General features: G+C 42.7%; 25 protein-coding genes. 17 read left to right on the forward strand and 8 right to left on the reverse strand.

The window, feature by feature from the left end:
- Positions 1 to 114: 114 nt before the first annotated feature.
- Positions 115 to 732, reverse strand: coding sequence for a polysaccharide deacetylase family protein (locus PHEP_RS03305; RefSeq protein WP_012780829.1), 618 nt, complete (start codon positions 730 to 732; stop codon positions 115 to 117).
- A 45-nt stretch (positions 733 to 777) separates the two neighbouring features.
- Between PHEP_RS03305 and PHEP_RS03310 the strand changes: the two genes are divergently transcribed.
- The 4 genes from PHEP_RS03310 (at position 778) to PHEP_RS03325 (ending at position 5,101) form a co-directional block, all read left to right on the forward strand.
- Positions 778 to 2,229 carry a TolC family protein gene (locus tag PHEP_RS03310; RefSeq protein ID WP_012780830.1) on the forward strand — a complete coding sequence of 484 codons (1,452 nt, stop codon included), beginning with the start codon at positions 778 to 780 and terminating at the stop codon, positions 2,227 to 2,229.
- A 36-nt stretch (positions 2,230 to 2,265) separates the two neighbouring features.
- Positions 2,266 to 3,627, forward strand: coding sequence for an efflux RND transporter periplasmic adaptor subunit (locus PHEP_RS03315; protein ID WP_012780831.1), 1,362 nt, complete (start codon positions 2,266 to 2,268; stop codon positions 3,625 to 3,627).
- 75 nt (positions 3,628 to 3,702) lie between these two features.
- A complete protein-coding gene (locus PHEP_RS03320) occupies positions 3,703 to 4,701 on the forward strand; it encodes an NAD(P)H-dependent glycerol-3-phosphate dehydrogenase (RefSeq protein ID WP_012780832.1) in 999 nt (332 codons plus the stop codon).
- Positions 4,702 to 4,747: 46 nt separating this feature from the next.
- Entirely contained in the window at positions 4,748 to 5,101 is a 354-nt protein-coding gene (locus tag PHEP_RS03325; RefSeq protein WP_012780833.1) for a hypothetical protein, read from the forward strand.
- Between the two features lie 57 nt (positions 5,102 to 5,158).
- Here the strand turns inward: PHEP_RS03325 and PHEP_RS03330 are convergent, their stop codons facing one another.
- Positions 5,159 to 7,036, reverse strand: a complete 1,878-nt coding sequence (locus tag PHEP_RS03330) for a DEAD/DEAH box helicase (protein WP_012780834.1) — start codon at positions 7,034 to 7,036, stop codon at positions 5,159 to 5,161.
- Between the two features lie 84 nt (positions 7,037 to 7,120).
- Complete coding sequence (locus PHEP_RS03335) at positions 7,121 to 7,585, reverse strand: DUF4293 domain-containing protein (protein ID WP_012780835.1); 465 nt, start codon at positions 7,583 to 7,585, stop codon at positions 7,121 to 7,123.
- An 89-nt stretch (positions 7,586 to 7,674) separates the two neighbouring features.
- On the opposite strand from PHEP_RS03335, the gene truA reads away from it, so the two are divergent.
- Together truA and PHEP_RS03345 are read left to right on the forward strand one after the other, a co-directional pair.
- Positions 7,675 to 8,460, forward strand: coding sequence for a tRNA pseudouridine(38-40) synthase TruA (gene truA, locus PHEP_RS03340; protein WP_012780836.1), 786 nt, complete (start codon positions 7,675 to 7,677; stop codon positions 8,458 to 8,460).
- A 1-nt stretch (position 8,461) separates the two neighbouring features.
- A complete protein-coding gene (locus tag PHEP_RS03345; protein WP_012780837.1) occupies positions 8,462 to 10,228 on the forward strand; it encodes an ABC transporter ATP-binding protein in 1,767 nt (588 codons plus the stop codon).
- A gap of 6 nt (positions 10,229 to 10,234) precedes the next feature.
- On the opposite strand, the gene PHEP_RS03350 is transcribed toward PHEP_RS03345, so the two are convergent.
- Complete coding sequence (locus tag PHEP_RS03350; RefSeq protein WP_012780838.1) at positions 10,235 to 10,594, reverse strand: DUF4180 domain-containing protein; 360 nt, start codon at positions 10,592 to 10,594, stop codon at positions 10,235 to 10,237.
- Between the two features lie 133 nt (positions 10,595 to 10,727).
- Here PHEP_RS03350 and PHEP_RS03355 point away from each other — a divergent pair, with 133 nt between their 5' ends.
- The 3 genes from PHEP_RS03355 (at position 10,728) to PHEP_RS03365 (ending at position 12,858) form a co-directional block, all read left to right on the forward strand.
- On the forward strand, positions 10,728 to 12,170 hold the full coding sequence (locus PHEP_RS03355; RefSeq protein ID WP_049772203.1) for a L,D-transpeptidase family protein: 1,443 nt from the start codon (positions 10,728 to 10,730) through the stop codon (positions 12,168 to 12,170).
- 50 nt (positions 12,171 to 12,220) lie between these two features.
- Positions 12,221 to 12,580, forward strand: a complete 360-nt coding sequence (locus PHEP_RS03360; RefSeq protein ID WP_143715683.1) for a hypothetical protein — start codon at positions 12,221 to 12,223, stop codon at positions 12,578 to 12,580.
- A gap of 77 nt (positions 12,581 to 12,657) precedes the next feature.
- Entirely contained in the window at positions 12,658 to 12,858 is a 201-nt protein-coding gene (locus PHEP_RS03365) for a hypothetical protein (RefSeq protein WP_036675136.1), read from the forward strand.
- Positions 12,859 to 12,861: 3 nt separating this feature from the next.
- On the opposite strand, the gene PHEP_RS03370 is transcribed toward PHEP_RS03365, so the two are convergent.
- Positions 12,862 to 13,275, reverse strand: a complete 414-nt coding sequence (locus tag PHEP_RS03370) for an OsmC family protein (protein WP_012780842.1) — start codon at positions 13,273 to 13,275, stop codon at positions 12,862 to 12,864.
- A gap of 354 nt (positions 13,276 to 13,629) precedes the next feature.
- Between PHEP_RS03370 and PHEP_RS03375 the strand changes: the two genes are divergently transcribed.
- From PHEP_RS03375 to PHEP_RS03385, 3 genes are all read left to right on the forward strand, one after another.
- A complete protein-coding gene (locus PHEP_RS03375) occupies positions 13,630 to 16,860 on the forward strand; it encodes a bifunctional glycoside hydrolase family 9 protein/polysaccharide deacetylase (protein ID WP_012780843.1) in 3,231 nt (1,076 codons plus the stop codon).
- A 50-nt stretch (positions 16,861 to 16,910) separates the two neighbouring features.
- Complete coding sequence (locus tag PHEP_RS03380) at positions 16,911 to 17,693, forward strand: AraC family transcriptional regulator (RefSeq protein ID WP_012780844.1); 783 nt, start codon at positions 16,911 to 16,913, stop codon at positions 17,691 to 17,693.
- A gap of 65 nt (positions 17,694 to 17,758) precedes the next feature.
- Positions 17,759 to 18,295 (forward strand): dihydrofolate reductase family protein, encoded by a 537-nt coding sequence (locus PHEP_RS03385; protein ID WP_012780845.1) that lies wholly within the window; start codon positions 17,759 to 17,761, stop codon positions 18,293 to 18,295.
- Here PHEP_RS03385 and PHEP_RS03390 read toward each other — a convergent pair whose 3' ends face one another.
- Complete coding sequence (locus PHEP_RS03390; protein ID WP_012780846.1) at positions 18,296 to 19,039, reverse strand: DeoR/GlpR family DNA-binding transcription regulator; 744 nt, start codon at positions 19,037 to 19,039, stop codon at positions 18,296 to 18,298.
- A gap of 181 nt (positions 19,040 to 19,220) precedes the next feature.
- On the opposite strand from PHEP_RS03390, the gene PHEP_RS03395 reads away from it, so the two are divergent.
- Genes PHEP_RS03395 through PHEP_RS03405 form a run of 3 tightly spaced genes read left to right on the forward strand, consistent with a single transcriptional unit; the run spans position 19,221 to position 22,122 of the window.
- Positions 19,221 to 20,198, forward strand: coding sequence for an ROK family protein (locus PHEP_RS03395; protein WP_012780847.1), 978 nt, complete (start codon positions 19,221 to 19,223; stop codon positions 20,196 to 20,198).
- Positions 20,188 to 21,342, forward strand: a complete 1,155-nt coding sequence (locus PHEP_RS03400) for an MFS transporter (protein ID WP_012780848.1) — start codon at positions 20,188 to 20,190, stop codon at positions 21,340 to 21,342. Before PHEP_RS03395 ends, PHEP_RS03400 begins: the two co-directional genes overlap by 11 nt.
- Before the next feature lie 18 nt (positions 21,343 to 21,360).
- On the forward strand, positions 21,361 to 22,122 hold the full coding sequence (locus tag PHEP_RS03405; RefSeq protein ID WP_012780849.1) for a sugar isomerase domain-containing protein: 762 nt from the start codon (positions 21,361 to 21,363) through the stop codon (positions 22,120 to 22,122).
- Positions 22,123 to 22,135: 13 nt separating this feature from the next.
- On the opposite strand, the gene PHEP_RS03410 is transcribed toward PHEP_RS03405, so the two are convergent.
- Positions 22,136 to 22,879 carry a DeoR/GlpR family DNA-binding transcription regulator gene (locus tag PHEP_RS03410; RefSeq protein WP_012780850.1) on the reverse strand — a complete coding sequence of 248 codons (744 nt, stop codon included), beginning with the start codon at positions 22,877 to 22,879 and terminating at the stop codon, positions 22,136 to 22,138.
- Positions 22,880 to 23,050: 171 nt separating this feature from the next.
- Between PHEP_RS03410 and PHEP_RS03415 the strand changes: the two genes are divergently transcribed.
- Both PHEP_RS03415 and PHEP_RS03420 read left to right on the forward strand, forming a co-directional pair.
- Positions 23,051 to 23,494, forward strand: coding sequence for a hypothetical protein (locus PHEP_RS03415; protein WP_012780851.1), 444 nt, complete (start codon positions 23,051 to 23,053; stop codon positions 23,492 to 23,494).
- A gap of 205 nt (positions 23,495 to 23,699) precedes the next feature.
- On the forward strand, positions 23,700 to 24,386 hold the full coding sequence (locus PHEP_RS03420; RefSeq protein ID WP_012780852.1) for a substrate-binding periplasmic protein: 687 nt from the start codon (positions 23,700 to 23,702) through the stop codon (positions 24,384 to 24,386).
- Here PHEP_RS03420 and PHEP_RS03425 read toward each other — a convergent pair.
- Positions 24,383 to 24,811, reverse strand: coding sequence for a hypothetical protein (locus PHEP_RS03425; protein ID WP_012780853.1), 429 nt, complete (start codon positions 24,809 to 24,811; stop codon positions 24,383 to 24,385). The two genes, PHEP_RS03420 and PHEP_RS03425, sit on opposite strands and share 4 nt — an antisense overlap.
- Positions 24,812 to 24,965 lie beyond the last annotated feature (154 nt).

Here is a 24,965-nt window from a genome sequence, read left to right on the forward strand (position 1 = left end):
CCTGTTCATATCTCGGGATTTTCCTGCTTTAATCCTGGTTTTATCCTGTCCGACCAAGAGGATAGCAAGAGGAAAGCAAGAGAATAGCAAGAGGAAAGCAAGACAAAAATACCATCAGAGTAAGGCAAACTCAAAACCCTTTTCCTTAAAATACTGCAGGCAGCGGGGCAAAGCATATTCCAGCCTGTCAAAAGCCTTCAGGCTGTCGTGGAATACAATGATAGAACCATTACGTGTATGTCTGATCACATTTTGGTAGCACTTTTGGGGCGATAGGCCGGTGTCAAAGTCCCCGCTCAGTACATCCCACATGATCAGCTGCATTTCCGGCATTAAAGCCCTGATGCCCGAGGCCTGTGATTTTTTGATGCGGCCATAAGGGGGGCGGAATAAGCTGGTACCCGTGAGTTCCTGACATTGCCGAAAATTATCGAGGTAGTATTGGTCCTCAGTTATCCAGCCTTTCAGGTGGTTAAATGTGTGGTTGCCAATCTGGTGTCCTGCTCTTTTAATCTGTTCAAAAATATCAGGATGCTTAACGATATTGTCACCGATGCAAAAAAAAGTTGCCTTAGCATCAAAATTTTTTAAAGTTTTTAAAACAAAAGCTGTAACATCGGGTATGGGTCCATCGTCAAAGGTTAAATAAATAACTTTTTGATCGCGGTTTTTATTCCATGTTAACTTTGGGTAATACCATTTTAACAATAGTGGTGATTTGACCAGGTACATATCCAAATGTAAGTTGTTTGTATTAATATTGTGAAAAAAAAATCTATGAAGACAGTCATCTCCTATAATACATTACTTAAACTTAGCTTTGCTTTGTCTTTTATTTTACTGCTGGGCCAGCCACAAAAATCGGTTGCGCAGGAAGTAATTACCATTCAGCAGGCAATTGAAGAAACATTGCACAATAACCTTCAGATCAAACAAGCTAAGCTTACCGAAAGCCTTTCCGACGAAAACCTCAGTCAGGCCAAGAATGCGCTTTTGCCAACACTAAATGGTAGCGGGAGTTTCAATACCAATTTCGGACGAAGTCTGGATCCTTCAACACAATCTTTTAACAGCCAGAAGTTCTCTTCTTTTAATGGTGGAGTTTCTACTAGCGTAACTGTATTTCAGGGCTTTCAGAAGCTCAACCAGATTAAGCAGAACAAGCTTTTACTGGATGCCGACAAAACTAATGTAGAAAAAATTAAAAATGACCTGGTGCTGCAGGTGGTTACGGCTTATATGCAGATCCTGTATAACAAAGATTTTTTACAGGCAGCAAAGCAGCAGCTTACTGTAGCCCAGAAACAATTGAAACAGCAACAGGAATTACTCGATGTAGGCAATAAAACACTGGCCGACCTGGCTGAATCTAAGTCGCAGGTGGCAACGGCAGAACTGGATGTAACTACTGCTGAAAATGCGCTCACCATTTCTTATTTAACCCTGGCCCAGTTAATGGATATTCCGTCTTCAACTAAATATCAGGTTAAGGCCCCTGATGTAGCTAACTTTGAAAATTCGGCATTCATTTATGATCCTGAACAGGTATATACAGATGCACTTTCTTTTTTCCCGGATATTAAACTGGCTGGTTTAAGAAGTGAAGCCGCTAAGAAGGGGATTACGATAGCCAAAGGGAATTACTACCCAAGCCTGTCTTTTGGGGCAGGTCTGAACTCCAACTATTCAAGTGGCAGACAGCGGATAACTTCTATACAGGCGAACGGCTTTAAAGAAATTGGGAGAACACAGACAACAAATGAGGCTGTAGTAACGCCCGATTTTACAACGTTTGCAGAAAACTATAAGTTTAAAGACCAGCTTACAGATAATTTTGGCCAGTATGTTGGTGTAAGGCTGGAGATTCCGATTTTTAATGGCTTTACTGCGCGGTCCAGTGTAAGAAAGGCAAAAATCAATTACCAGCAAAACCAGACTGATGAGCAACTGACAAAGAATAACCTGAATAAAGTAATATATCAGGCTGTTGCAGATTTAAAAGCTGCCCGGAGTACTTTTGAATCTTCAACCAGAACGTTTAATGCCAGAAAAGAAGCTTTTTCTGTAATTGAACAACGCTATAATGTAGGTCTGGTAAATGCATTGGATTACAGTACTTCCCAAACCAATAAAAATAAAGCAGAAATAGACATGATCAGGGCTAAATACGACCTGCTTTTCAAAGCAAAGGTGATTGATTATTACCTGGGTAAACAGATTGTTTTTTAACCGTTCACAAGAAATTATTATATAACACACATCAGCATGAAATTAAAAACCATATTAATTATAACAGGCGTTCTCATCGCCCTTCTGGCTATCGGTGTATTTACCGGGGTGATTGGCGGCGACAAGAGTGAAAAGATTACCACAGAAAAAGCTGCAGAAAGAAAAGTTGTGGAAACCGTTACCGCAAGTGGAAAAATACAGCCCGAAACAGAAGTAAAACTAAGTTCAGAGGTATCGGGAGAGGTAACCGAACTGCTGGTTAAAGAAGGTGATGTGGTAAAGAAAGGGCAGTTGCTGGTCAAGGTCCGCCCGGATGTATTGAAATCTGGCTACGACAGGGCTATTGCTTCAAACAGCTCGCAAAAGGCCAGTGTGGCTGCTGCGCAACAGATGTTACAGCAAAATCAGGCCAACTTTATAAATGCGGAAGCTACTTACAAAAGAAATGTAGAACTGTTCAATAAAAAGGTAATCTCTGCATCCGAGTTTGATGCTGCCAAAGCGGCTTACCTAACTGCTAAAACAAATTTAGGACGATCAAAAGAGGATTATACTGCTGCCAAATTTTTATTGGAACAAACAGGGGCAAATGTACAGGAGGCAAGTGCCAACCTGGCAAAAGCAACCATCTTTGCGCCGGTAGACGGGGTGATCTCCAAATTGTCTGTTGAACTGGGCGACCGTATCCTGGGAACCATCCAGAATGCAGGTACCGAGATCATGCGGATCTCCAATCTTTCTTCTATGGAAGTGAACGTGGATGTAAATGAGAACGACATCAACAGGGTTAAAGTGGGTGATAGCGCTGCTATTGAAGTAGATGCTTTTGCAGATAAGAAATTTAAAGGGGTGGTTACAGAGATTGCCAGTTCTTCGAAGGATGTTGGTTCGGCCACCAGTACGGTAGACCAGGTAACCAACTTTAACGTAAAGGTGCGTATCCTTGCAGAATCATACAGCAACATTACCGGTGGGGCCAAAGACCTTCCTTCGCCATTCAGACCAGGTTTGTCTGCTACTGTGGATATAGAAAGCGAGACTGTAAACGGGCTTTCTGTTCCTATTCAGGCTGTTTTTACAACTGATAAAAAGAAAGAGGGGGATAAGAACAAAAAAACTGATGACAATCAGGAAACTGCTGATAAGCAGAAGTCTAAATTAACAGATAAGAAAGTAAAACAATATGTTTATCTGTACAATACAGACCAGACCGTTAAACAGGTAGAAGTAAGCACAGGCATCCAGAACGATCAGTTCATCGTTATTAAATCCGGACTTAAAGCTGGCCAGGAAGTGGTAACCGGTCCATATTCTGCCATACAGAACAAATTAAAGGACGGAATGAAAGTAAAGAAAGTAACTAAGGATCAATTGTTTGCTGAACCAGGCAAGAAGTAAACTTTTTCAATACTTTTTAAATAAGTAAATTGTCCCGGTTTAAAACATTAAGCCGGGATTTTTTATTTATAATGTATGATACCTAAAGTCGCAGTGATTGGTGGGGGTAGTTGGGCTACTGCTATTATAAAAATGCTCTCAGATAATTTTTCAACAAAAGAGATCTATTGGTGGATGCGGAATGCGGATGCCATTAACCATTTGCAAAAATATAAGCACAACCCGAATTACCTGAGTTCTGTAGAGATCAGGATACCGGAGGACAACATCTCTGATGATCTTGCCACTATTGTTAACCTGGCTGATTACATCATACTGAATGTTCCGGCTGCATTTCTTAAAGAAACACTCAGTAAGATCAGCCCGGAACAGTTCAAAGGCAAAAAGATTATCTCGGCAATTAAAGGCATCGTTCCAGAAGAAAACCAGATTATTGCCGAGTTCCTGAACCAGAAATACCAGGTTCCTTTAGAGCATATCCTGGTCATCAGCGGACCCTGCCACGCAGAAGAAGTAGCGCTTGAAAAGCTGTCCTATTTAACCATTGCTTCTGTAAATGTAGGCCTTGCGGGTTTTTTTGCCAATCTGCTCAACACCAGATATATCAAAACCAATGTTTCGGACGATATTTTTGGTACGGAATACGCTGCTGTCCTGAAAAACATTTATGCAGTAGCCAGTGGAATTTGTCATGGTATTGGCTATGGTGATAATTTTCAGGCTGTTTTAATTTCAAATGCGATCAGGGAGATCAAAAGGTTTGTAGATGCTGTACATCCCATTTCGAGGGACATTAAGGAGTCGGCCTATCTTGGCGATCTGCTGGTTACTGCCTATTCACAATTTAGCCGTAACCGTACATTTGGCAATATGATAGGGAAGGGCTATACGGTAAAATCGGCACAGCTGGAGATGAATATGATAGCCGAAGGTTATTACGCGGCCAGCTGTATGCATGTGATCAATAAAAAGTATAAAGTAGATATGCCAATCAGCCGTGCAGTATATGCCATCCTTTACGAAAAACATTCCCCTCAGATTGAAATGCGTTTGCTTACTGAACAGCTAAACTAAGCTGCAAACAAAATCATAGGTTGTTTGTTATAAGAGACAAAAACTTATGATGATGAAAACAAAGTATTTATCAGGGATATTAACCCTGGCTATTTGCGCCGCTCTTACTTTTAATGTTAAGGCTCAGGAAAAGAAAGAAAGCGGAGTAGGCAAAGCACTTGATAAAACCGGTAAAGCCATTGGCAAAACGGCTACAAAAGTAGGTAATAAAACGGCGGAGGTTGCGGTAAAGGGGACTTCTAAAGTTGCCGATCAAACGTTTAAAGGCAAAATGGCACCCGACGGATCTGATGTATATATTGATGGTAAAAATCAAAAATACTACATCAATAAAAAAGGGGCAAAGGTGTATCTGAAAGCTTCGCAGATTAAAGACAGGCCAGAGCCTAAAAAGAAATAAAATAAAAAGCCCTTCAGCAAATACCGAAGGGCTTTTTTTATAAAGAAGATCTGTATGTTATGATCTGCGCCTTCTGTCGCTTCCGCCTTCGCGTCTGCCGGCACCACCAGCACCTCTGTCTTCACGGCTCCTTCCGGAAAAATCCCTGAAACCACCGCCACTGCTACGTTCTCCGCCTTCACGTCTTCCGCTGCCATAGCTTTTTCGCTCAGCACCGCCGCTTCTTCCGCCCCCGTAGCCGCCGCCTTCGCGTCTGCCACCGCCACCAAAGCCACCACGGCTACGGCCACCGCCGCCGCCATCAGTATCAGCAGTTTTTTCGATCCTTACTCCGCGGTTGTTAAATTCAACGCCTTTAAAGTTGTTGAATAAAGATTCCACAGTTGCATTTTCAACCTCAAAGAAAGAATAAACCCCTTTCAGGTCAATCTTGCCAATTGCTTTTCCGCTGATCTTACCATTGTTGCAAACAAAAGACAAGAGGTCGCCACGGGTAAAATCGTCAACAGAACCCAGGTTAATGAACAGACGGGTATAACCTTCGCTCGTTCTTGATCCTCTCTCGCCACGTTCACCGCGCTCGCCACGTTCACCGCGCTCGTCTGTAGAAGAGTTCAGGTCGGGTGCGTTTTTGTAATACTCTAAAAAGCGGTTAAACTCTAAAGATGCAAAACGCTTGATCACGTCCTCTTTGCTCAGTTCAGCAAATTCATCCATAATTCTGGGGATGTATTGCTCAATCTGGTTTTCGTTTACTTCTACATTGTGTACCTTGTGTACCAGGGCAAACAATTGTTTTTCGCAAACGTCGAAACCTGTAGGCAGGGCCGCTTTGGTAAACTGCTTTCCTATGATCCTTTCAATCTGACGAATTTTGCCAATCTCTTTCGAGTTTACGATACAGATGGAAATACCCGTTTTACCAGCACGACCGGTACGGCCGCTACGGTGGGTATAACTTTCAATTTCATCCGGCAAAGAGTAATTGATTACGTGAGTTACATTGTTTACGTCTATACCACGTGCAGCTACATCAGTTGCAATTAACAATTGCATGTTGCGGTCGCGGAAACGTTGCATGACCTTGTCGCGTTGTTGCTGAGAAAGGTCGCCATGCAAAGCATCAGCATTGTAGCCGTCTTTGATCAGGTGTTCAGCCACATCCTGCGTATCCAGTTTGGTTTTACAGAAAACTACTGCAAAAATTTCCGGATTGAAATCCACAATGCGTTTTAAAGCAGCGTATTTATCTCTTGCACGTACAATGTAGTACTCATGCTCAATATTTACGTTACCCGTGTTTTTCGTACCCATGGTCAGCTCAACCGGTGAGTCCATGTAGTTTTTAGCTATTCTCCTTACTTCAGGAGGCATAGTAGCCGAGAATAACCAGGTTTTTTTGTCGTCAGGTGTAGTAGACAAAATGTCGTTAATGTCTTCCTGGAAGCCCATGTTCAGCATTTCGTCAGCCTCGTCAAGTACTACATATTTCACATTGGTGAAATCTATAGCCTTACGGCCAATAATGTCTAACATACGGCCCGGTGTAGCCACTACAATTTGTACACCGTTTCTAATTTCACGCAATTGCTGCATAATGTTTGCACCGCCATAAACGGCTACAACATTAGCACCAGAGGTGTTCTTTGAGAAATTCTTGATGTCGCTAGTAATCTGCAAGCAGAGCTCTCTTGTTGGGCATAAAATCAATGCCTGAGGCTTATTGCTCTTGAAGTCTATCAATTCTAACAGCGGCAAACCAAATGCGGCTGTTTTTCCTGTTCCTGTTTGGGCCAAACCAACAAAATCGTTATTGCCCTCTAACAGCACAGGAATACTTTGTTCCTGAATAGGTGTTGGATTTTCGAAACCTAAATCCTTTACAGCATTAACAACGTCATCACTTATCCCCAATTTACTAAATGGGTTTATCATGTATTATAATTTATTAAGCCGCAAAGGTAAGTTTAATTTTTGGTATTTTATTGATTCGTAACTAAATAAAAATCAATCAATTAATTATCTGAGCCTGTCGGCCGACCTGAGTAATTGCTCATCTTTTCTGATTCCGCGGATAGCAAGTGTACAAAACAGGAGGGCAAGGACAAACAGTGCAGAGCCTATATGCAGGGAAGAACCGCTGATTCCGCCGGGGAATAAAGATGCATTTAAAGCCGATAATACAGCTGTAGCAGCAATAAGTACCATGTTGATCATGATCAACCGCTTTTGCATCGGACGGTTTCTGAACTGAAAGATACAAACAAGGCATAATAAAATGGTTATTCCGTTTAAGACCATTGCGCCTATAGGTGTGGTTGAAATGCTTGTTCCATTTGCCTCTTTTACAGTTTGATGGTGTCCATCTATATAGAGTAAATATTCGGTATTGTTTACACTTTTAAATAGCAGAGGAAAAAAAAACAGGCAAATCAGCGTTAGGGCCGCCAATAAAAGCCATATAGATTGCACGCGTTGTATCATATCAGTTCAATAATTTTAACAAATATATCAAAAGGCAGATACTAAGCAATCCGATATCCGATTAAAAAGATAATTTTGTAGCCTTGAACATGCAGCGTTATTTTATCGAATTGTCTTACGACGGCACCCCATATCATGGCTGGCAGATCCAGCCAAATGCGACCACTGTGCAGGAATATTTGGACAGCGCACTGACTGTTTATTTTAGGCAGCCGGTAAGTACGTTAGGCTGCGGACGTACAGATACCGGTGTCCATGCCAGCCAGTTCTTCGCACACTTCGACCTGCAAACTGAAGCCGAACAAAGTGAGGCCACAGGTATACCGGCCTCAAAATGCCCTGACCCATTGCGTTCAGTTAATGGTATTAATGCCCTGCTGCCTTACCAGATTGCAGTAAAACGTGTTTTTGAAGTTGCAAATACCGCCCATGCCCGTTTTGATGCTACAGCGCGCGCCTACCATTACCACATTCATTTTCATAAAAACCCTTTTAAGCTGAACCGTTCCTGGTTCCATAAAGGCGAACTGGATATGGATGCCATGAACCGGGCTGCCAGCATACTTTTAGCTCATAGCGATTTTTCCTGCTTCAGCAAATCACATACCCAAACCTTTACCAATAACTGCAAAATAACGGAGGCCTTTTTTGAAGAGATGGAAGATGGCGCTTTGCGGTTTACCATAAGGGCCGACAGGTTTTTAAGAAATATGGTGCGGGCAATTGTAGGTACACTGATCAGAATTGGCAAAAATGAACTTAACTTAGCAGAATTCGAACAGATTATTAAAAGCAAAAACCGCAGCAATGCCGGGCAATCTGTTCCCGCCTGTGGTTTGTATTTAGTAAATGTAATTTATCCCTTTGTGAAATAATATGTCTAAAATAACTGGTGATGCGTTTAATGTAAGCTTATTGAAAAGGGTTTTTCAGTACGTAAAACCTTACCGCAGCATTTTTATATGGTCTGTTGTACTTACTATCCTGCTGGCAGCCATTGCTCCGCTCAGGCCTATTCTTATTGGCTATACGCTCGATCACCACATTCTTACCGGAGATGGTCATGGTTTATTGAACATGACCATACTGATGCTCGTACTCCTGGTACTTCAAACGGTATTCCAATATAGTCATACACTGCTTACCAATACCCTTGGACAATCGGCCATCCGCGATCTGCGCATCAACGTGTTTAACCACATTACCAAATTAAGGCTGAAGTATTTCGATAATACACCTATAGGTCAGCTCATCACCCGTACGGTATCGGACCTGGAAACCATTGCTGAAATCTTCTCCGAAGGCCTGATTGTCATTATCGGGGATGTGTTGATGGTAATTGTCATTATTGGTGTAATGGTGTATAAGGACTGGGCACTTACGCTTGTTGTATTGTTGCCTATGCCGCTGCTCATTATGGCCACTTCAGTTTTTCAGAAAGCGATTAAGTCGGCCTTTCAGGAAATCCGGACAGAGGTATCCAATTTAAATACCTATTTACAGGAACACATTACAGGCATTTCCATTATCCAGTATTTTGCCCGGGAAGAGCAGGAATATAAAAAGTTTGTAAAGATCAACGGTCGTTACCGCGATGCGAATATCCGCTCTAACTGGTACTATTCTATATTTTTTCCAGTTGTAGAGATCATTTCTGCTATGTCGCTCGGTTTACTGGTATGGTATGGGGCTAAAACCATATTGAACGATTCAACCATTAAGCCAGGCATCATCACAGAATTTATCATGTATATCAGTATGCTGTTCAGGCCTATCCGCGAGCTTGCCGATAAGTTCAATACCCTGCAAATGGGAATGGTAGGGGCGGAGCGTGTTTTTAAAGTGCTGGACACCGATGAGGTTACGGTAAATGAAGGTTCTTTTGTACCCGAAAAAATGAAAGGTGCCATTGCCTTCGATAAAGTGTGGTTTGCCTATAATGATGAAAATTATGTGCTGAAAGACATTTCCTTCCAGGTACCAGCTGGAAAAACCATTGCGCTTGTTGGGGCTACAGGAGCCGGAAAGTCTTCCACCATCAACATCCTGAACAGATTTTATGAGATACAGAAGGGAGAGATCAAAGTAGACGGGGTGAAGATTCAGGATTATGAGCTCAATTTTTTACGCAGTAATATTGCTACCGTATTGCAGGATGTTTTCCTGTTTTCTGATACCATTTTCAACAACATTACTTTAAATAATGCCGATATCAGTATGGAACAGGTGGTTGATGCAGCAAAAAAGGTAGGGGCACATGATTTTATTGAGCGCCTGCCCGGCGGTTATCAGTACAATGTAATGGAGCGGGGTGCTACACTTTCTGCGGGGCAGGCCCAGTTGATCTCCTTTATCAGGGCGCTGGTGTATAATCCTGCAATACTGGTATTGGATGAGGCTACTTCTTCGGTTGATACGGAAACGGAAATGCTTATTCAGCGGGCTATAGAGAATCTGATGCAGGGGCGTACCTCCATTGTAATTGCGCACAGGTTGTCTACCATACAAAAGGCAGATAAAATACTGGTGCTGGATAAGGGGGAGATCAAGGAAATGGGGACGCACCAGCAACTGCTGAAGCTGAACGGCTATTATAAGAAACTGTATGACCTGCAGTTCAATTCTACCGGCATTTCTGCATAATAGCCCTTACCTGGCCAGTTTTGCCTTGGCCAGTTCTGCTGAGGCTAAAAAGTTTACTAGTTTACCCTTGTTACTCTCGTAAATAAAATCCTTTATACTTTTTCCCGGATACTTATCAAAATCGCCGATGATGAACAATTGCATCCTGTAATTGGAAAACTTCTGCAGAATTTCTCCGGCAATGCCGGTTTTAAGGTCAAAAAAATCAGGTATGATATGCTGCTCGCCAATAATGATGGCATCAAATTCCTGATAATAAAGATCTGCCATGAGTTGTAAGGCTTCTTCAACATTACTGATCAAAATAGTTTCGGCGCTAACTTCGGCAACTTTTTTTGTGCCGGTTTGATGTGTTTCTATATGCATGGCTAATTGGTGCTGTTTTTTGAGGAGACAAAGATATCATACAATTTTTTAATATTTTGTTTGGACTTTTGAGGGGGCGGCGGACTAAACAATTTCTGTTCCGGTTTGTTAATCAGATAGATGCGTTTGTCTGATGAAAATACAGCTCAATATATGCCTTATGCTGCTGGGGATATCAATTCTTTTGTCCTGTACCGTAAAGCGTGCTGTCGTAAATCCGCCTGTCAGCAACCAGTCGTCAGACCCGGCGCCCCAAAAGTTTGCGATAAAACCAGATTTTCCTGATTTTGAGCTGGAATTTAAAAAGATACTGGAGCAGCATTCAGCTGATTTAAGTTACCCTGAAGTTATTGAGGCCTTTTATCAACTCCACAAGCTACAGCCTGTGCTGGTTCGGCGCTTTATGGCTGAAGGCCAGCTGGATACCCTGTTGTCCAGGCTGGAAGAATCGGCAGAGCATGGCCTGGATCCGGAACTTTTTTTTACTGCCGGCCTTAAAAAGATGAAGAATAGGCTGAGCAATAAAAAAGCGGGGAATGTATTGAGCAAGTACAGGGACACTGTTGAGCTGGAATTGAATGTGGCCAGTTCGCTGTTAAAATACAGCAATGCGTTGCAGTTTGGCCTTACTGATCCACTGAAGATTTATAAGGAATATTTTGCTGAAACCGCCAGGCCTGATAGCACTTTTATGATGCAGGTACTGGAGCACAAAGAACTTAAAGGTTATCTGGACAGCATACAGCCAAAATCGGGGCAGTATCTGGCCTTACAGGCGGCTTTAAAAGCACAGGTGCAAGCTCAGGAAAAGACCATATCCCAAACGGGGGAACTTTTAAAGCTGAACCTGGAACGCCTGCGGTGGAAAAACAGACCTCCAGGCCTAAAGTATGTTAGGGTCAACATTGCCGATTTTAGCCTGGATGTGATTGATAAGGGGAAGCTGGTACTGCGCATGAAGGTTTGTGTAGGTGAGGCTGCCAGGCAGACCCCACAGTTGAGCAGTATGATTTACAGCGTACAGGTAAACCCGGTTTGGAACATTCCTGAAAGTATTGCCCGGAATGAGATTATAAAATATGCTTCCCGTGATAAATATTACCTGGCCAATAACAGCATCAATGTATTCAAAAATGGTAAGCGGGTGTGGGACCTAGAAGCGATAGACTGGGGTAAGGCCGAGCCGGGCAGTTACTCTTTTAAACAAAGGCCCGGAATGAAAAATTCACTGGGAAAGATCAAATTTCTGTTTAAAAACGAAAGTAGTGTTTATTTGCACGATACGCCTGTTAAATCAGCTTTTAACCAAAAAAACAGGGCCATAAGCCATGGTTGCGTAAGGGTAGAAAAGCCATTGGAGCTCGCTTTTGTCCTTTTCGGTAAAGGCCCCAAATATGATCAGGTCAAAAATGCCATGCAAAGTGGTTATCCACGCGAAAAATATATTGGCCTGCCAACGGCCATCCCCATTTCCATTGCTTATTATACCGCACTTGCTGATCAGCAGGGAAAGGTGATCTTTAACAAAGATATTTATGGATTGGATGATATGCTGGCTGAAGAACTTAAAAAATGACCGATGGTAATTTTTTGCCGGGCAATACCATAAACCCTTATCTTTGTTTCATGAAAAATGTCAGGTGGATCATTCTCTTTTCGGTCTTATCGCTTTTTAGCGGGGTTTTCCCTGTTGGCCTGTCTACTTTCAAAGCCCAAAAACATATCACTGAGCGTGTATGGTCTGCCAGGAAGGAAAGTGTTTCCCGCAGGGCCGGTTATCATTGGTTACAAATTCAGACAGCCAAACCACCCCTTCATGGTACTTTAAGTGCCAACCACTGTACAGCGCTTTTGCACTATGCCCAACTGACCGGCGTTCGGTTCATTCATCAGCAAGAGCAGTTTAAGGAGTTGAAAACCAGTGTTTTGATGGTTATACTTTTCACCCCAGCTGCAAAATATCCATGCAGGCCAGCCTTTGGCTAATTAATTTTCTGATACCTCAGGTAAATTAATTCTGGTCTCCTTACAGGAGGTCATTGCTGAATATTTAAATCTTAAAAATGGAAAGTTTAAAAAAAGCTTTCAGGTCATTCTGTTTTATATTGATGATCCTGCTGGCTGCTACAGGGATTGGTTTAGCCGGTGGTGTGCCGCTGCCAACCCTCAGAAGACGTGAAGATAATCCCGTTTCTATTGAATTGTTTGAACTGGATAAAGTAAATGAACAGGCCAATCTGGATGAAGCAGAAGAAAAAACTTAAGGATTAAATACTTATCGAATAAGTGATCTCAACACCTCCTGCTACCAGCATATCGTGTACCGAACAATATTTCTTTACGGCCAGTTCTGCTGCACGTTCTGCCTTTTCCCTGTGAATATCCCCTGTAAGGGTAAAAATCATATGGATTTTAGTAAAGATGGTTGGGATCTGTTCCCGGCGTTCGCCTTCTACTGACACGGAAAAATCCCGGATGTCCTGTTTCTGTTTTTTGAGAATGTTAACCAGGTCGAGCGAGCTGCAGGAAGCCAGTGCCATCAGTACCATTTCCATTGGCCTTACACCCAAACCAAGCCCGCCAATTTCCGGTGAACCATCTATTTGAACTTTTACAGTTGACGATGGGGCTGAAGCTTCAAAATGTACCGCATCGTTTACTCTCTTTAAATCTACTTTCATCTTTTACTGCTATCGTATAATATTGTTTAATTGTCTTCAGGCTGCTTTTGACAGTTGTTCAGCCAGAAATTGATTGTTCAATGTTAAAATTTCAGCTAAAATACGGGAATTTGGCCTTCATATCAAGTTTGTATGTGTAATCTTAATTTAGTTGAAGATACTGGTTTTGCTGTTTTATGCGTTGTTTAATTTATGGTTTGGATGTTTTGCAGCTTTTTTTAGTTAATTTACGGGTCTGATTGCGTTTTTTTGCGATATTTAAATTATTTAATTAATTTAGTTCAGCTTTTAGGATGTTTTTCTTATAAGTAGTTGTCCGGTAGTTGGTCAGAAAGAATGGTTATTTAATAAATTATGCACAAATATATGGTGATGTACATCCGCAAAATGAGCTTATTTTTTTCTTTCTGCTTTCTGCTCTATACTTCTCAGGCTGCGGAAAGCAGCGGAGCCTGGATCAGGATCAATCAGCTTGGGTATTTGCCCAAAGGAATTAAAGTAGCCGTATGGGTAGGTAAGCAAGGTACAGCAGCAGAAACTTTCCAGGTATTGGAAGCCAAAACATCGGCCCTGGTTTTTAGGGGTAAAACAAGTGCAGCCTACGGAGCTTATGGTCCTTTTAACCAATCTTATCGTCTGAATTTTAGTGCTTTTACCAAACCTGGTCATTATTATATCCAATGTGGCGAGGTTAGATCCCCTGTCTTCCGGCTGGCGGATAACATTTATGAAGGAACAGCAGATTTTAGCCTCAGGTACATGCGGCAGCAGCGCAGTGGCTTTAACCCCTTTTTAAAAGATTCCTGCCATACTAAAGATGGTTTTACGATGTATGGACCTATGCGGGACAGTACACATATAGATGTATCGGGTGGCTGGCACGATGCAACGGATTATCTGCAGTATGTAACCACTTCGGCAAATGCTACTTATCATTTGCTTGCGGCTTACCGGGATTTCCCGGAAGTATTTTCCGACCGGCACCAGGCCAACGGCCTTGAAGGGAGCAATGGCACTGCTGATGTATTGGATGAAGCAAAGTGGGGACTGAACTGGCTTTTAAAAATGCATCCTAAAAAGAACTGGATGTTTAACCAGCTGGCAGACGACCGTGACCATGCAGGTATGCGGCTGCCCAATAAAGACCTGGTTGATTATGGCATGGGCCAGGGAAATGCAAGGGTGGTGTATTTTGCCAATGGAGAACCACAGGGATTGGGCAAATATAAAAACCGCTCAACGGGCCTGGCCTCTACAGCTGGTAAGTTTTCAAGTGCCTTCGCTTTGGCGGCTTCAGTCTATCAAAAAACTGATCCGGGCCTGGCCAAGCTGTTCCGGGAAAAATCATTGTCGGCCTATAGCCTTGGTTTGGCCAGGCCCGGTGTAAGCCAGACAGCCCCAAACCGGGAGCCTTATTTTTATGAAGAAGACAATTGGGTGGATGATATGGAGCTTGCATCGGCTGCTTTGTACAGGTTAACCGGTGGGCAGCACTACCTTAAGCAATCGCTCCAATACAGTTTAGCAGAACAGGTTACGCCCTGGATGGGTGCCGATACGGCAAGACACTACCAATGGTACCCGTTTCACAATTTCGGGCATGCAGAGCTGGCTGCTGCTACCGATGGAAAAACAAAGGCGGCATTGATCGGTTATTACCGGCAGGGAATTGAAAAGGTGCTGGGCAAGGCAAAGCAAAATGCTTTTTACCGCGGTGTGCCTTTCATCTGGTGTTCCAATAATTTAACTACCTCTTTTGCCATTCAATGTGCATTGTATAGAAAACTGAGTGGAGATGAACAGTATGCCGAGCTGGAACAGGCTTGTGTTGATTGGCTTTTTGGCTGTAACCCATGGGGAAAATGTATGGTATATGGGATGCCGGCCATGGGAGATACCCCTGGAGATCCGCATTCTTCCTTATCCTATCTGTATCATTATCCCCTGGACGGGGGGCTGGTAGATGGCCCGGTATACGGGAGTATTTTTAAGCACCTGCGCGGACTGACATTGAGCAAGCCTGATGCCTACGCCGAATTTCAGTCAGACCTGGTGGTTTACCACGACGACAAAGGCGATTACAGTACCAATGAGCCTACCATGGATGGCACCGCTTCGCTGGTATACCTGCTGGCCGGCAAAGCCAGTGAAGCCAGACACAACATTACCTTTCCCGAATCTCATGGTGCCATCATCAGAGGAGATACGAGTTCAAAAAAACTGGCCCTGGTATTTACAGGTGATGAGTTTGGTGATGGGGCTGCATTTATTGCAAATGCTTTAAAACAGGAACAGGTACATGGCTCTTTCTTTTTGACAGGTAATTTTTACCGCAACAAAGATTTTAAAAAGGTGATTGCACAACTGAAACAGGATGGGAATTACCTGGGCTCACATTCGGACAGGCACCTGCTGTATTGCGACTGGGGCAAAAGGGACAGCCTGCTGGTCACAAAGGCACAATTTGAAAAGGATATTGCAGCCGGATATCTGGAATTGAAGAAGTTTGGGATTGAGAAAAATCAGGCCCCTTATTTTTTACCACCTTATGAGTGGTATAACGATACCATTGCTTCCTGGACCAGGAGCTTGGACCTTCATCTGGTTAATTTTACACCGGGTACCCGTTCCAATGCCGATTATACCTATCCGGAAATGGGGGCTAAATATATCAACAGTGAAACGGTGCAGCAATCTATTCTCAATTACGAACAGAAAGACAAGAACGGGTTAAATGGTTTTATTTTATTGGTACACATAGGAACAGACCCCAGAAGGAAGGATAAATTTTATTCCAGGTTGCCCCGGCTGATCCCTGCTTTAAAAAGCAAGGGCTACCAGTTTGTGCGGATTGACGAATTGCTGAAACAAGAACCCGCCGGTATTCCGGCAGCTTACTTAAAAGACAGCCTTCCCGCATTGGTTGCAAAATGTAAAAACCTGTTGGACCATGCTTATATGGCCCAGACCCTTATTGCTGAAACGGATACCTTGCCAGGCTGGGAAGGTTTGCCTGTAAAACTGTATGCCTATAAAACAGGGAAAGACCTGTATACGGGGCAGCCCAAAACAGGTAAGGTATATCTGCTGAACCCTTCGGCAGAAAAGCTGGCCACCTGGATCATGACCACCTGCTGGGAAGTTAAGAAAAGTGTGGAAGCAAAATACATCAATAAGGTATTTGAAACCATACGTGGACAATCGGGTGCCCAATTTCCGGTAAAGGGGGTGGTTTATGAAGACCAGTATACCCGTAATTTTCAGGAGCCATACATTTTTAAAGATGGGGTAACGGTTTATGTGGCCGACAGTACCATGTTCCCGAGAGATAAAACCTGTACCCCCGCGCAGCTGGATTTTTATTTAAGGATTGAAAACAAAGATTTAAAGGCGCAGACCGGAAGGTACGGCCGCATCATCAGTACCACCAGGGAAATGTATCTCGCCAATGGCGGAACGGCAGATGTGGGCGATGCAGAACACAGGAAAATAAAATGGCTGGATATTGTAAAAGACCTTTATAAGAAAGCATGGCGGTCGGACAAAAATGAGCTGATGATTGCCTGGGCCAGACAAAACCTGTAAATTTCTTTCATTTTATCATTATACTTAGCTTTGTTGCAAAGATGTAGCGTATGCGTATACAATTATATGATATTGTTCCCGCTCTGCAGCCCTATATAAAGCTGATATGTGCTATGGAATGTGACGAAGAGGCAGATACACAACATATTAGGGTGCTGCCCGATACCTGTGTTGAACTTTTTGTGAATTATACGAGTTCACCGGTAGCAATTATTGACAACAAATTGCATAAGCGGAGCATCATTACCTTTCGCATGAGCCGTCATACAGACGTGCAGATGCGTAAGGGAGCTGGTTGCCTTGCGATATGTTTTTATCCGGGAATGGCATGCAGCTTCTTTCAGGTTCCGATGAATCTGTTAACTGATACTACCCTGGCCTTATACGATATATGGCATGAAATGGCTACAGAAATAGAGGACAGGCTGGCAGGCAGCCTTAATGATGATGAACGTGTAGAGATAGTGCAAAAATATTTGTTGCAACAGTTAGTTCTGGACAAACACGATGTGCATGTGGCCTATTGCCTGAGCCGGGCACAGCTTTCGGGTGGACTAATGTCTGTAAGCATGCTCGCGAATGATACAGGCCTCAGCCAACGGCATCTTTCACGAAAGTTTCAGCATTGTGTAGGCTTATCGCCGAAAGAATATTTGCGTGTATGCAGGTTTATCCGGTCATTGGATCATTTGAAAAAATATCCTGAGCACTCACTTACTGAAGTTGCTTACGAAAGTGGATATTACGACCAGGCACATTTTAACCGCGATTATAGAACCTATACTGGCCATACACCGGCTGAGGTGGCGAATTCGCAGTACATACTGTACTAATGTCCGTTTTGTACAATTTTTGATCATTGAAACTATGCAATTTTGATGTTTAAAACATTAACGATATGCGTAAAATAATATTAGGATTAGCTGTAACATTGGATGGCTATATTGAAGGGCCTAACGGAGAATTTGACTGGTGTTTTACAGACCAGGACTATGGTTTGAAAGCGTTTTTTACCCGTATAGATGCTATCTTTATTGGCCGTAAAAGCTACGAAATGGCTCAGCAATATGCGGATAGCAACAATGGGGAGTTGGTGCCGGGTATGCCGGCAATGGTAGAGTATGTATTTTCTAATACGCTGAAATCGGTAAAAGAAGGTGCTGAGCTTATAGCTGGGGATAGTATTGCCGAAGCAGGAAGGATTAAGGCGCAACCAGGGAAAGATATATGGTTATTTGGTGGTGCCTCGCTTACCGATGCCTTAATGAAAGAAGGATTGGTAGATGAGTTATGGATGTCGGTGCATCCTATACTCCTTGGTAACGGTAAACCCTTATTCCGTACGCAGGATACCCGTACGCAATTAACGCTGCTGGAAAGCAAAACTTATGAAACCGGCCTGGTATCGCTTCGTTACAGCATCAAAAAAGAGTAACTATAACATGATGATGTTGTTACGGTATCCTTCCAGCTGTTCATCTTCAGGATCTAATTCTGTAATCAGGTGATGGATTTTTTTGCTGTCGCATACCCGCATTTTATGTGTGGAATTCAGCTTCTCGGAAATGGTCAGCACTACCAGTTTGGCAGCAGATTTGATCATTGCTTTTTTTACCTGGGCAACCCGCCAGTCTATCTCGGTTAGACCTTCATTTGCATCAATCGCATTTGCTCCCAGAAAGCAGAGGTCAACATTGATGTCATTGAGCTCAGTGACCGGTTTTTCACCGATGCAGATCTGTGCCGACATGTCCAGCTGTCCGCCAATCAGCACTACAGTCAGTAAAGGGTATTCAGCAAGCTCCAGAGAGATAGAGGGACTAATGGTGAAGAAGGTGGCTTCAAGCGTCTTGGGAATGAGCTTTACCATTTCCATCATTGTCGTGCCTCCTTCTGTGAGTACGATGATGCCATTCCTGAGTAATGAAACCGCTTTTTTTGCAATTTCCTGCTTGGCTTCCCTGGCATAGACCCGGGCTTCCTGTTTGGGGAAATGGTAGGAAATTGACAATGCCCCGCCATGGGTTTTGATGACCTGTCCCTGAGCTGCCAGTTCAGACAGATCGCGACGGATCGTGTCTTCAGATACTTTAAGCTCCACGCTAAGATGAGAAGACAACACCTTGTTGTGTAAATTTATCTGTTTAATGATTTGGGTATGACGCTCTTTTTTTAACATATACTTAACGCAAACTTTAAGCTAAGTTAATATTATTTATAAAATGTTATTGTTTTTTGAGGCTTAATGTTTGCCTTGCATTGTCTTTTTGCTGTTTTGTGCGGCTATCAAATAAATATTTGCTGTTTTATGCTGCTTTATAAAATAATGTATTTATATTTATAAGGTAAGCAGCAGCATTATGAGATTATTAGCAATTGATCTTGGAGGAACAAAATTAGCCCTGGCTACATTTACAGCAGATGGCAATGTGACCAGTAAGGATACTGTACTTTTAAGTGGGAGACAAGGTAAACAGGTTGGAAAGCTGATTGTAGATCTGGTTGCTGACCAGATTGCTCTTGCCGACCGGCAGGCTGATGAAATTGCAGCTATTGCGGTTTCCATTCCAGGTATCAGTAATGTTAAAAACAGCACGGTTTGGGCACCGAACATCTCCGGATGGGAAGCTTATCCGCTTTTACAGGAAATCGAGACCGTTAGCGGACAGATTCCTGTAACTATTGAGAGCGACAGGAGCTGTTATATTTTAGGAGAGGTATGGCAGGGGGCTGCAAAAGGCTGCAAGGATGCTATTTATTTGTCGGTAGGCACCGGGATAGGCGCAGGAATAATGGCAGGCGGCCAAATTTTGCGCGGTGCAAATGACATTGCCGGTGCCATAGGCTGGCTGGCTTTGAGGCCTCCTTATCATGAAAAATATAAAAACCACGGGCATTTTGAATATTATACTTCCGGAGAAGGTATTGTAAGGCTGACAAGGGAGCTGCTTCATACAAAGCCAGCGTATAAAGGAGGCTTACGCATGAAGGATCCTGGCGAACTTACTACACAAAAGGTGTTTGCCGCTTTTATGGCAGAAGACGAAATCGCAATCCAGGTTTTTAAACATTGTATTGAATACTGGGGAATGGCAGTAGCCAATCTGGTCAGTCTGTTCAATCCGGAAAAGATCATTATAGGCGGCGGGGTATTTGGCCCGGCAAGCGCTTTTATACCTGCTATTTATGAAGAGGCAAAAAGATGGGGCCAGCCTATAAGTGCCGGTTTGTTTGTCTTGGAAGGGTCGGCATTAGGAGCAGATGCAGGTATATACGGTGCAGGTTATGCTGCCTTAAAAACTTTCAGGGAATTTAACGCCAAAAACAATGTTCAATAAAAAGACCGTCTTTCTCTCCGCCTGTTTTGGTATGCTGTTGTTTGGCATTACACTTATCACGCTCGGTTCGGTTGCCCCCATGCTGACCAGCAGGTTTAACCTCGACCAGATTGCTTCAGGCACCCTGTTTTCTATACTTCCTTTTGGTGTGCTCACCGGTTCCCTGTTGTTTGGCCCTTTTTGTGATAAGTACGGCTATAAGTATTTACTGGCTTTTTCGGCTTTGCTGATCGGCATAGGTTTTGAGGGGATTGCATTTTCCGCTTCCTTTTTATTGCTCAAGGTCTGTATTTTCCTGTTTGGTTTAGGTGGTGGAGCAATTAATGGGGCTACCAATGCAGTAGTCGCAGATATCAGTACAAAAGATAAAGGTGCTAACCTTAGTCTGATTGGTGTGTTTTTTGGAATTGGTGCCCTGGGCATGCCTTTTATCCTGGGTTTTCTGGAAAATACAGTTTCTACCCGGCACATTGTAGCAAGTGTTGGTTTCCTTGCTTTTCTGGCAGCGGCAGTTTTTGCCTTTATTACCTTTCCGCTGCCTAAACATATCAATGGTTTCCCCATCAGGCGTAGCCTGTCCTTATTAAAAGACCGTGTGCTGATCATTGTTGCACTTTTTCTGTTTTGTCAGTGCAGTTTTGAAGCCATTGTCAACAACTGGACCACTGCTTACCTGATTAAACAAGTTGGGGCTTCCCAAAGCATGGCCCTGTATGCCCTTTCTTTATTTGTGGTGGGTATGACGGTTATGCGCCTGCTCATGGGCAGCGTACTCAGAAATCTGAGTGTAAAAGCAATACTTGCTATTTCCTTTGTGTTGCTGCTGGCCGGAATTGCCTTATTGAATACCTCAGTTTACCTTAGGGCTGTTACAGGTCTCGTGCTTGTTGGCGGTGGACTGGCAGCAGGTTTTCCGGTAATGCTGGGTATTGTGGCTACGCGTTATGCCGACCTTTCGGCAACGGCTTTTAGCCTGGTACTGGTTATGGCTTTATTTGGAAATATGCTTGTCAATTACCTTATGGGCATAGCTGCCAATGCTTATGGAATTCATTACCTGATTTATGTAGCTCTTGCAGAACTGGTGCTGATGACCACATTGGGAATGCTGGTATTGGGGCGCCACAAAAGTAAAACATCTTAAAATTTAAAAATAAATATTATGCTAGCAAAAGAATGGCTCAATAATGCACGTGCAATTATGACCCAAATTGAAGAAACACAAATGGACAATATCCGCAAAGCAGCAGAGATCATGGCCGATTCCATTGAAGCCGGCCGTTGGGTTCATACTTTTGGATGTGGGCATGCGACCATACCCATAGAAGAGATGTATCCCAGGATAGGAGGTTTCGTAGGCTTTCACCCCATGATCGAATTGCCGCTTACCTTTTTTACCAGGATTACCGGAGAGATGGGGGTGCACCAGTTTGTTTTTTTAGAAAGGGTAGAAGGTTATGGCATTGAGATCATGAAGGGCTATAACTTTGATACCCGTGATACGATGTGGTTGTTTTCGCATTCGGGGATAAATAATGTGAACATAGATGTGGCCCTGGAAGCGAAGAAAAAGGGGATGAAGGTAATCGTTTTTGGTTCTGCTGCAGAAGCTAAGGGGAAACAGACCCGCCATTCAAGCGGAAAAAACATATTTGATATAGCCGATCTGGTAGTCGATTCCTGTGCACCCATCGGCGATGCTTCTGTATCGCTTAAAAACCACCAGGATAAAGTAGGGCCTGTTTCTACAATGGCCTTTATTACCTGTGTATGGATGACGGTGACCACTGTTGCCGAGATACTGGCAGAAAGAGGAGTAAAGCTATATATCCATCCTTCGCACAATGTTCCGGGCGATGAAACTGCAAAGGACCGTCTGGAAGAGGCTTTAAGGGTATACAAAGAAAGAATTACAGGGGTATAGCAACCCCTTTTTGTTATTTGACTTTGAAGAGCTGCCGGTATTTTTCCAGTTTTGGATCGGCTGCTGGAAGCTCTGTAATAAGGTAATCAACTGCATTTAAGTTGCAGACCGTTAAATTTTGTACAGAGCCGATTTTTTCTGCAATGGTTAAAATGGCCGTCTTTCTGGCCGAACGGATCATTTGTTGCTTCACCTGTACCACTTCCCAGTCCATATCTGTTACCCCCTCCTCTATAGAAATTCCATTGGTACCCAAAAAGCAGAGGTCTGCCCTGATCTCTGATAACTGCCTGATTACAGTAGAGCCCATGCAGATGTAAGAGTTTCTGGAAAGTTTGCCCGCCAGCAGGATCACATTAACTGTTGATCTTTGGGTAACTTCCAGTGCAACCAGGGGGCTAACCGTAAAAAAGGTACCTTTTAAATCTTCAGGGATCATTTTTGCCAGTTCAAGCATTACCGTTCCCCCTCCGGCAAGAATGGTCATCCCGTCCTCGATCAGCTCTAAAGCCTTTCTGGCAATTTCTTTCTTTTTTTCTTTTGCATATACCGCTGGTTGCTGAAAAGGATAATGAAAGGATTTTGAGATTGCACCTCCGTGCACTTTAACCAGTTTACCTTCATTTTCCAGATCGCTAAGGTCCCGTCTCACTGTGTCTAACGAAACATCAAGCGCTGCACAAAGGTCGGATGTATGAACCTTGCTGTAAATGCTGATCTGATTTAATATGTAGTTTTGTCGCTCTTCTCTTAACATGATGTTTTATCTCTCCTAAATTGTGCTCATTAAAAGAGCGCAAATATAATTCAGTTTGGAATCTAAGATGCATTTTAATCCCAACCAATAAAGATAATTATTTTGAAACAGATATTTCTTTCGTGATAAGGGGATAATTTTTTAAATTGCGGGGGTAGAGTGCATATCATCATGAAGAAATATATTTTAATTGCGTTAGTGCTATTGGGCATGAATACGCTTGCAATGGGCCAGCAAAATAAAATGCCTACAGCTCAGGAAATGACAGCAAAAAATGTCGATGAGCTGGAAAAGAGGTTGAAACTAAGTCCGACCCAGAAAAGCGTAATCTATACTTATGTTTTTGACATGTCGAAACAGCAACTCGATCTGATCAAAAGGCAGCAGGCCGGAACTTCGAAAGAAGATGATGTAACTAAATTTTATAAACTTCAGAACGAAACAAACGATAATATCCGTACTATTCTTAAAGGCGATCAGTTGCCTGAATTTGAAAAGGTTTTGGAAGAAAGGCTGAGTGGTGTTGACCGTAAAAAGAAAAAAAATAAAAAAGGGAAACAAGATAAAGAAGAAGAGGTAGTTTCGGATATTTCTGGCTTAAAAATGAAACCTTAGGGCTGTGATTTATATTTTTTGCAGGTATTTTTCTGGTTTTGTTAATGTATTGGTGTTTTGTGAGCGTTTTTTAAGTAAATTTTGACTGATATTTTTATTTGTGCTTTGATTTTTTGAAATCATATAGTTTTTTTGCTTCCGTCTTTGATCGATCGCTGTTTTTATAAGGAAAAAAGGATAACTTTGCGATGCTAACCCTTATTGTATGGTCAACAAAAAAGTACTAAAGGTCGGATTGGATTCGGCAGCACCATTTCCAATGCATTCCGATTATAATGCAGAAAATTTTCAAGGATTTGAGGTTGATCTGCTCGGGGCCATTACCAACCATCTCGGACTGGCCATTGAGTACGAAGTTTCACTGTGGTCTACCATACTCGAAAAACTATTTAAGGGCGAATTGGATATCATCTGCTCTGCTGTAACCGTTACGGCTTCGCGTCAGCATATCCTTGAATTCAGCAATCCCTATCTGCACTTCAGGTTATGTGCTGTAGTGGGGCAGGAGGATACTTTGAACAGTTTACATCACTTTAAAAACAAGACCATTGGTGTAAGGGAGGCTACTGAAGCTGAAAAATATGTGAGAGAGCAGTTTCCAGCCAATAATATTGTTTATGCTGTAACCAATAAAGAATTGTACCGAAAGCTGGCTTCAGGTAAAATTGATCTGCTGGTTGATGATTCGCCAATTGCCGGAGGCTTTCTCCAGAAGAATAAAAAGTTAAAGATCGGCATGTTCCTGCCCAAAACGGATTCATCTTATGCAATAGCGATGAAAAAAGGTGATGTACAGCTTAAAGCTCAGTTCAATGAAGTCTTAAGGTTGCTGAAAGAAAACGGCACCTATCATACCATATACAAAAAGTGGTTTAGCGACATCCAGTTTTAATCTTCCACCACCACTACAGTGATGTCTTTTTCAAGTTTAATGGTGTGCAGCACTCTTGTCTTTTCACTATACACCACCACTTTGTTTTCATCAAGGTATTGTACCAGACGGTAAGGTGCTGAAATCTGGACATAGCGCCATTGGGTATAGAACTGCTCCTGGATGGCTTTTTCTTCCGGTAAAAAAGTCACAATTACTTCTATGTCTGTTACTTTGCTGATAAAGAAGCGGCTGCTGGTTTGTAGTACTGGTTGTGCGTTATTGCTGTGGAATTCTTCGAGTGCGATTTCACGGAGCCGGTTTGCTGGTTTGCTGGGGTTGCGGTTAATCACATCTACAATCAGGTTGTTCACCTCATCTTTGGTTTTCAGGAATTTTCCGTTTCCCACTTTCAGTATTTTAAAATAGATTTTTAATGGCTTCATGTATGGCTGTAATTGTGTTTACAAAGAAATGAGTATTTAGTTAAGTTTAGGAATTAATGTGGCTAAATGTGTGCATAAAAACAGACTGAAAAAGCAATTGCCCAATAAATGTAATAAAATTGGGATTGCATTTGACATTGCATTTCAATTACCT

Origin of the sequence: Pedobacter heparinus DSM 2366 (assembly GCF_000023825.1) — a bacterium.
Taxonomy (GTDB): domain Bacteria; phylum Bacteroidota; class Bacteroidia; order Sphingobacteriales; family Sphingobacteriaceae; genus Pedobacter; species Pedobacter heparinus.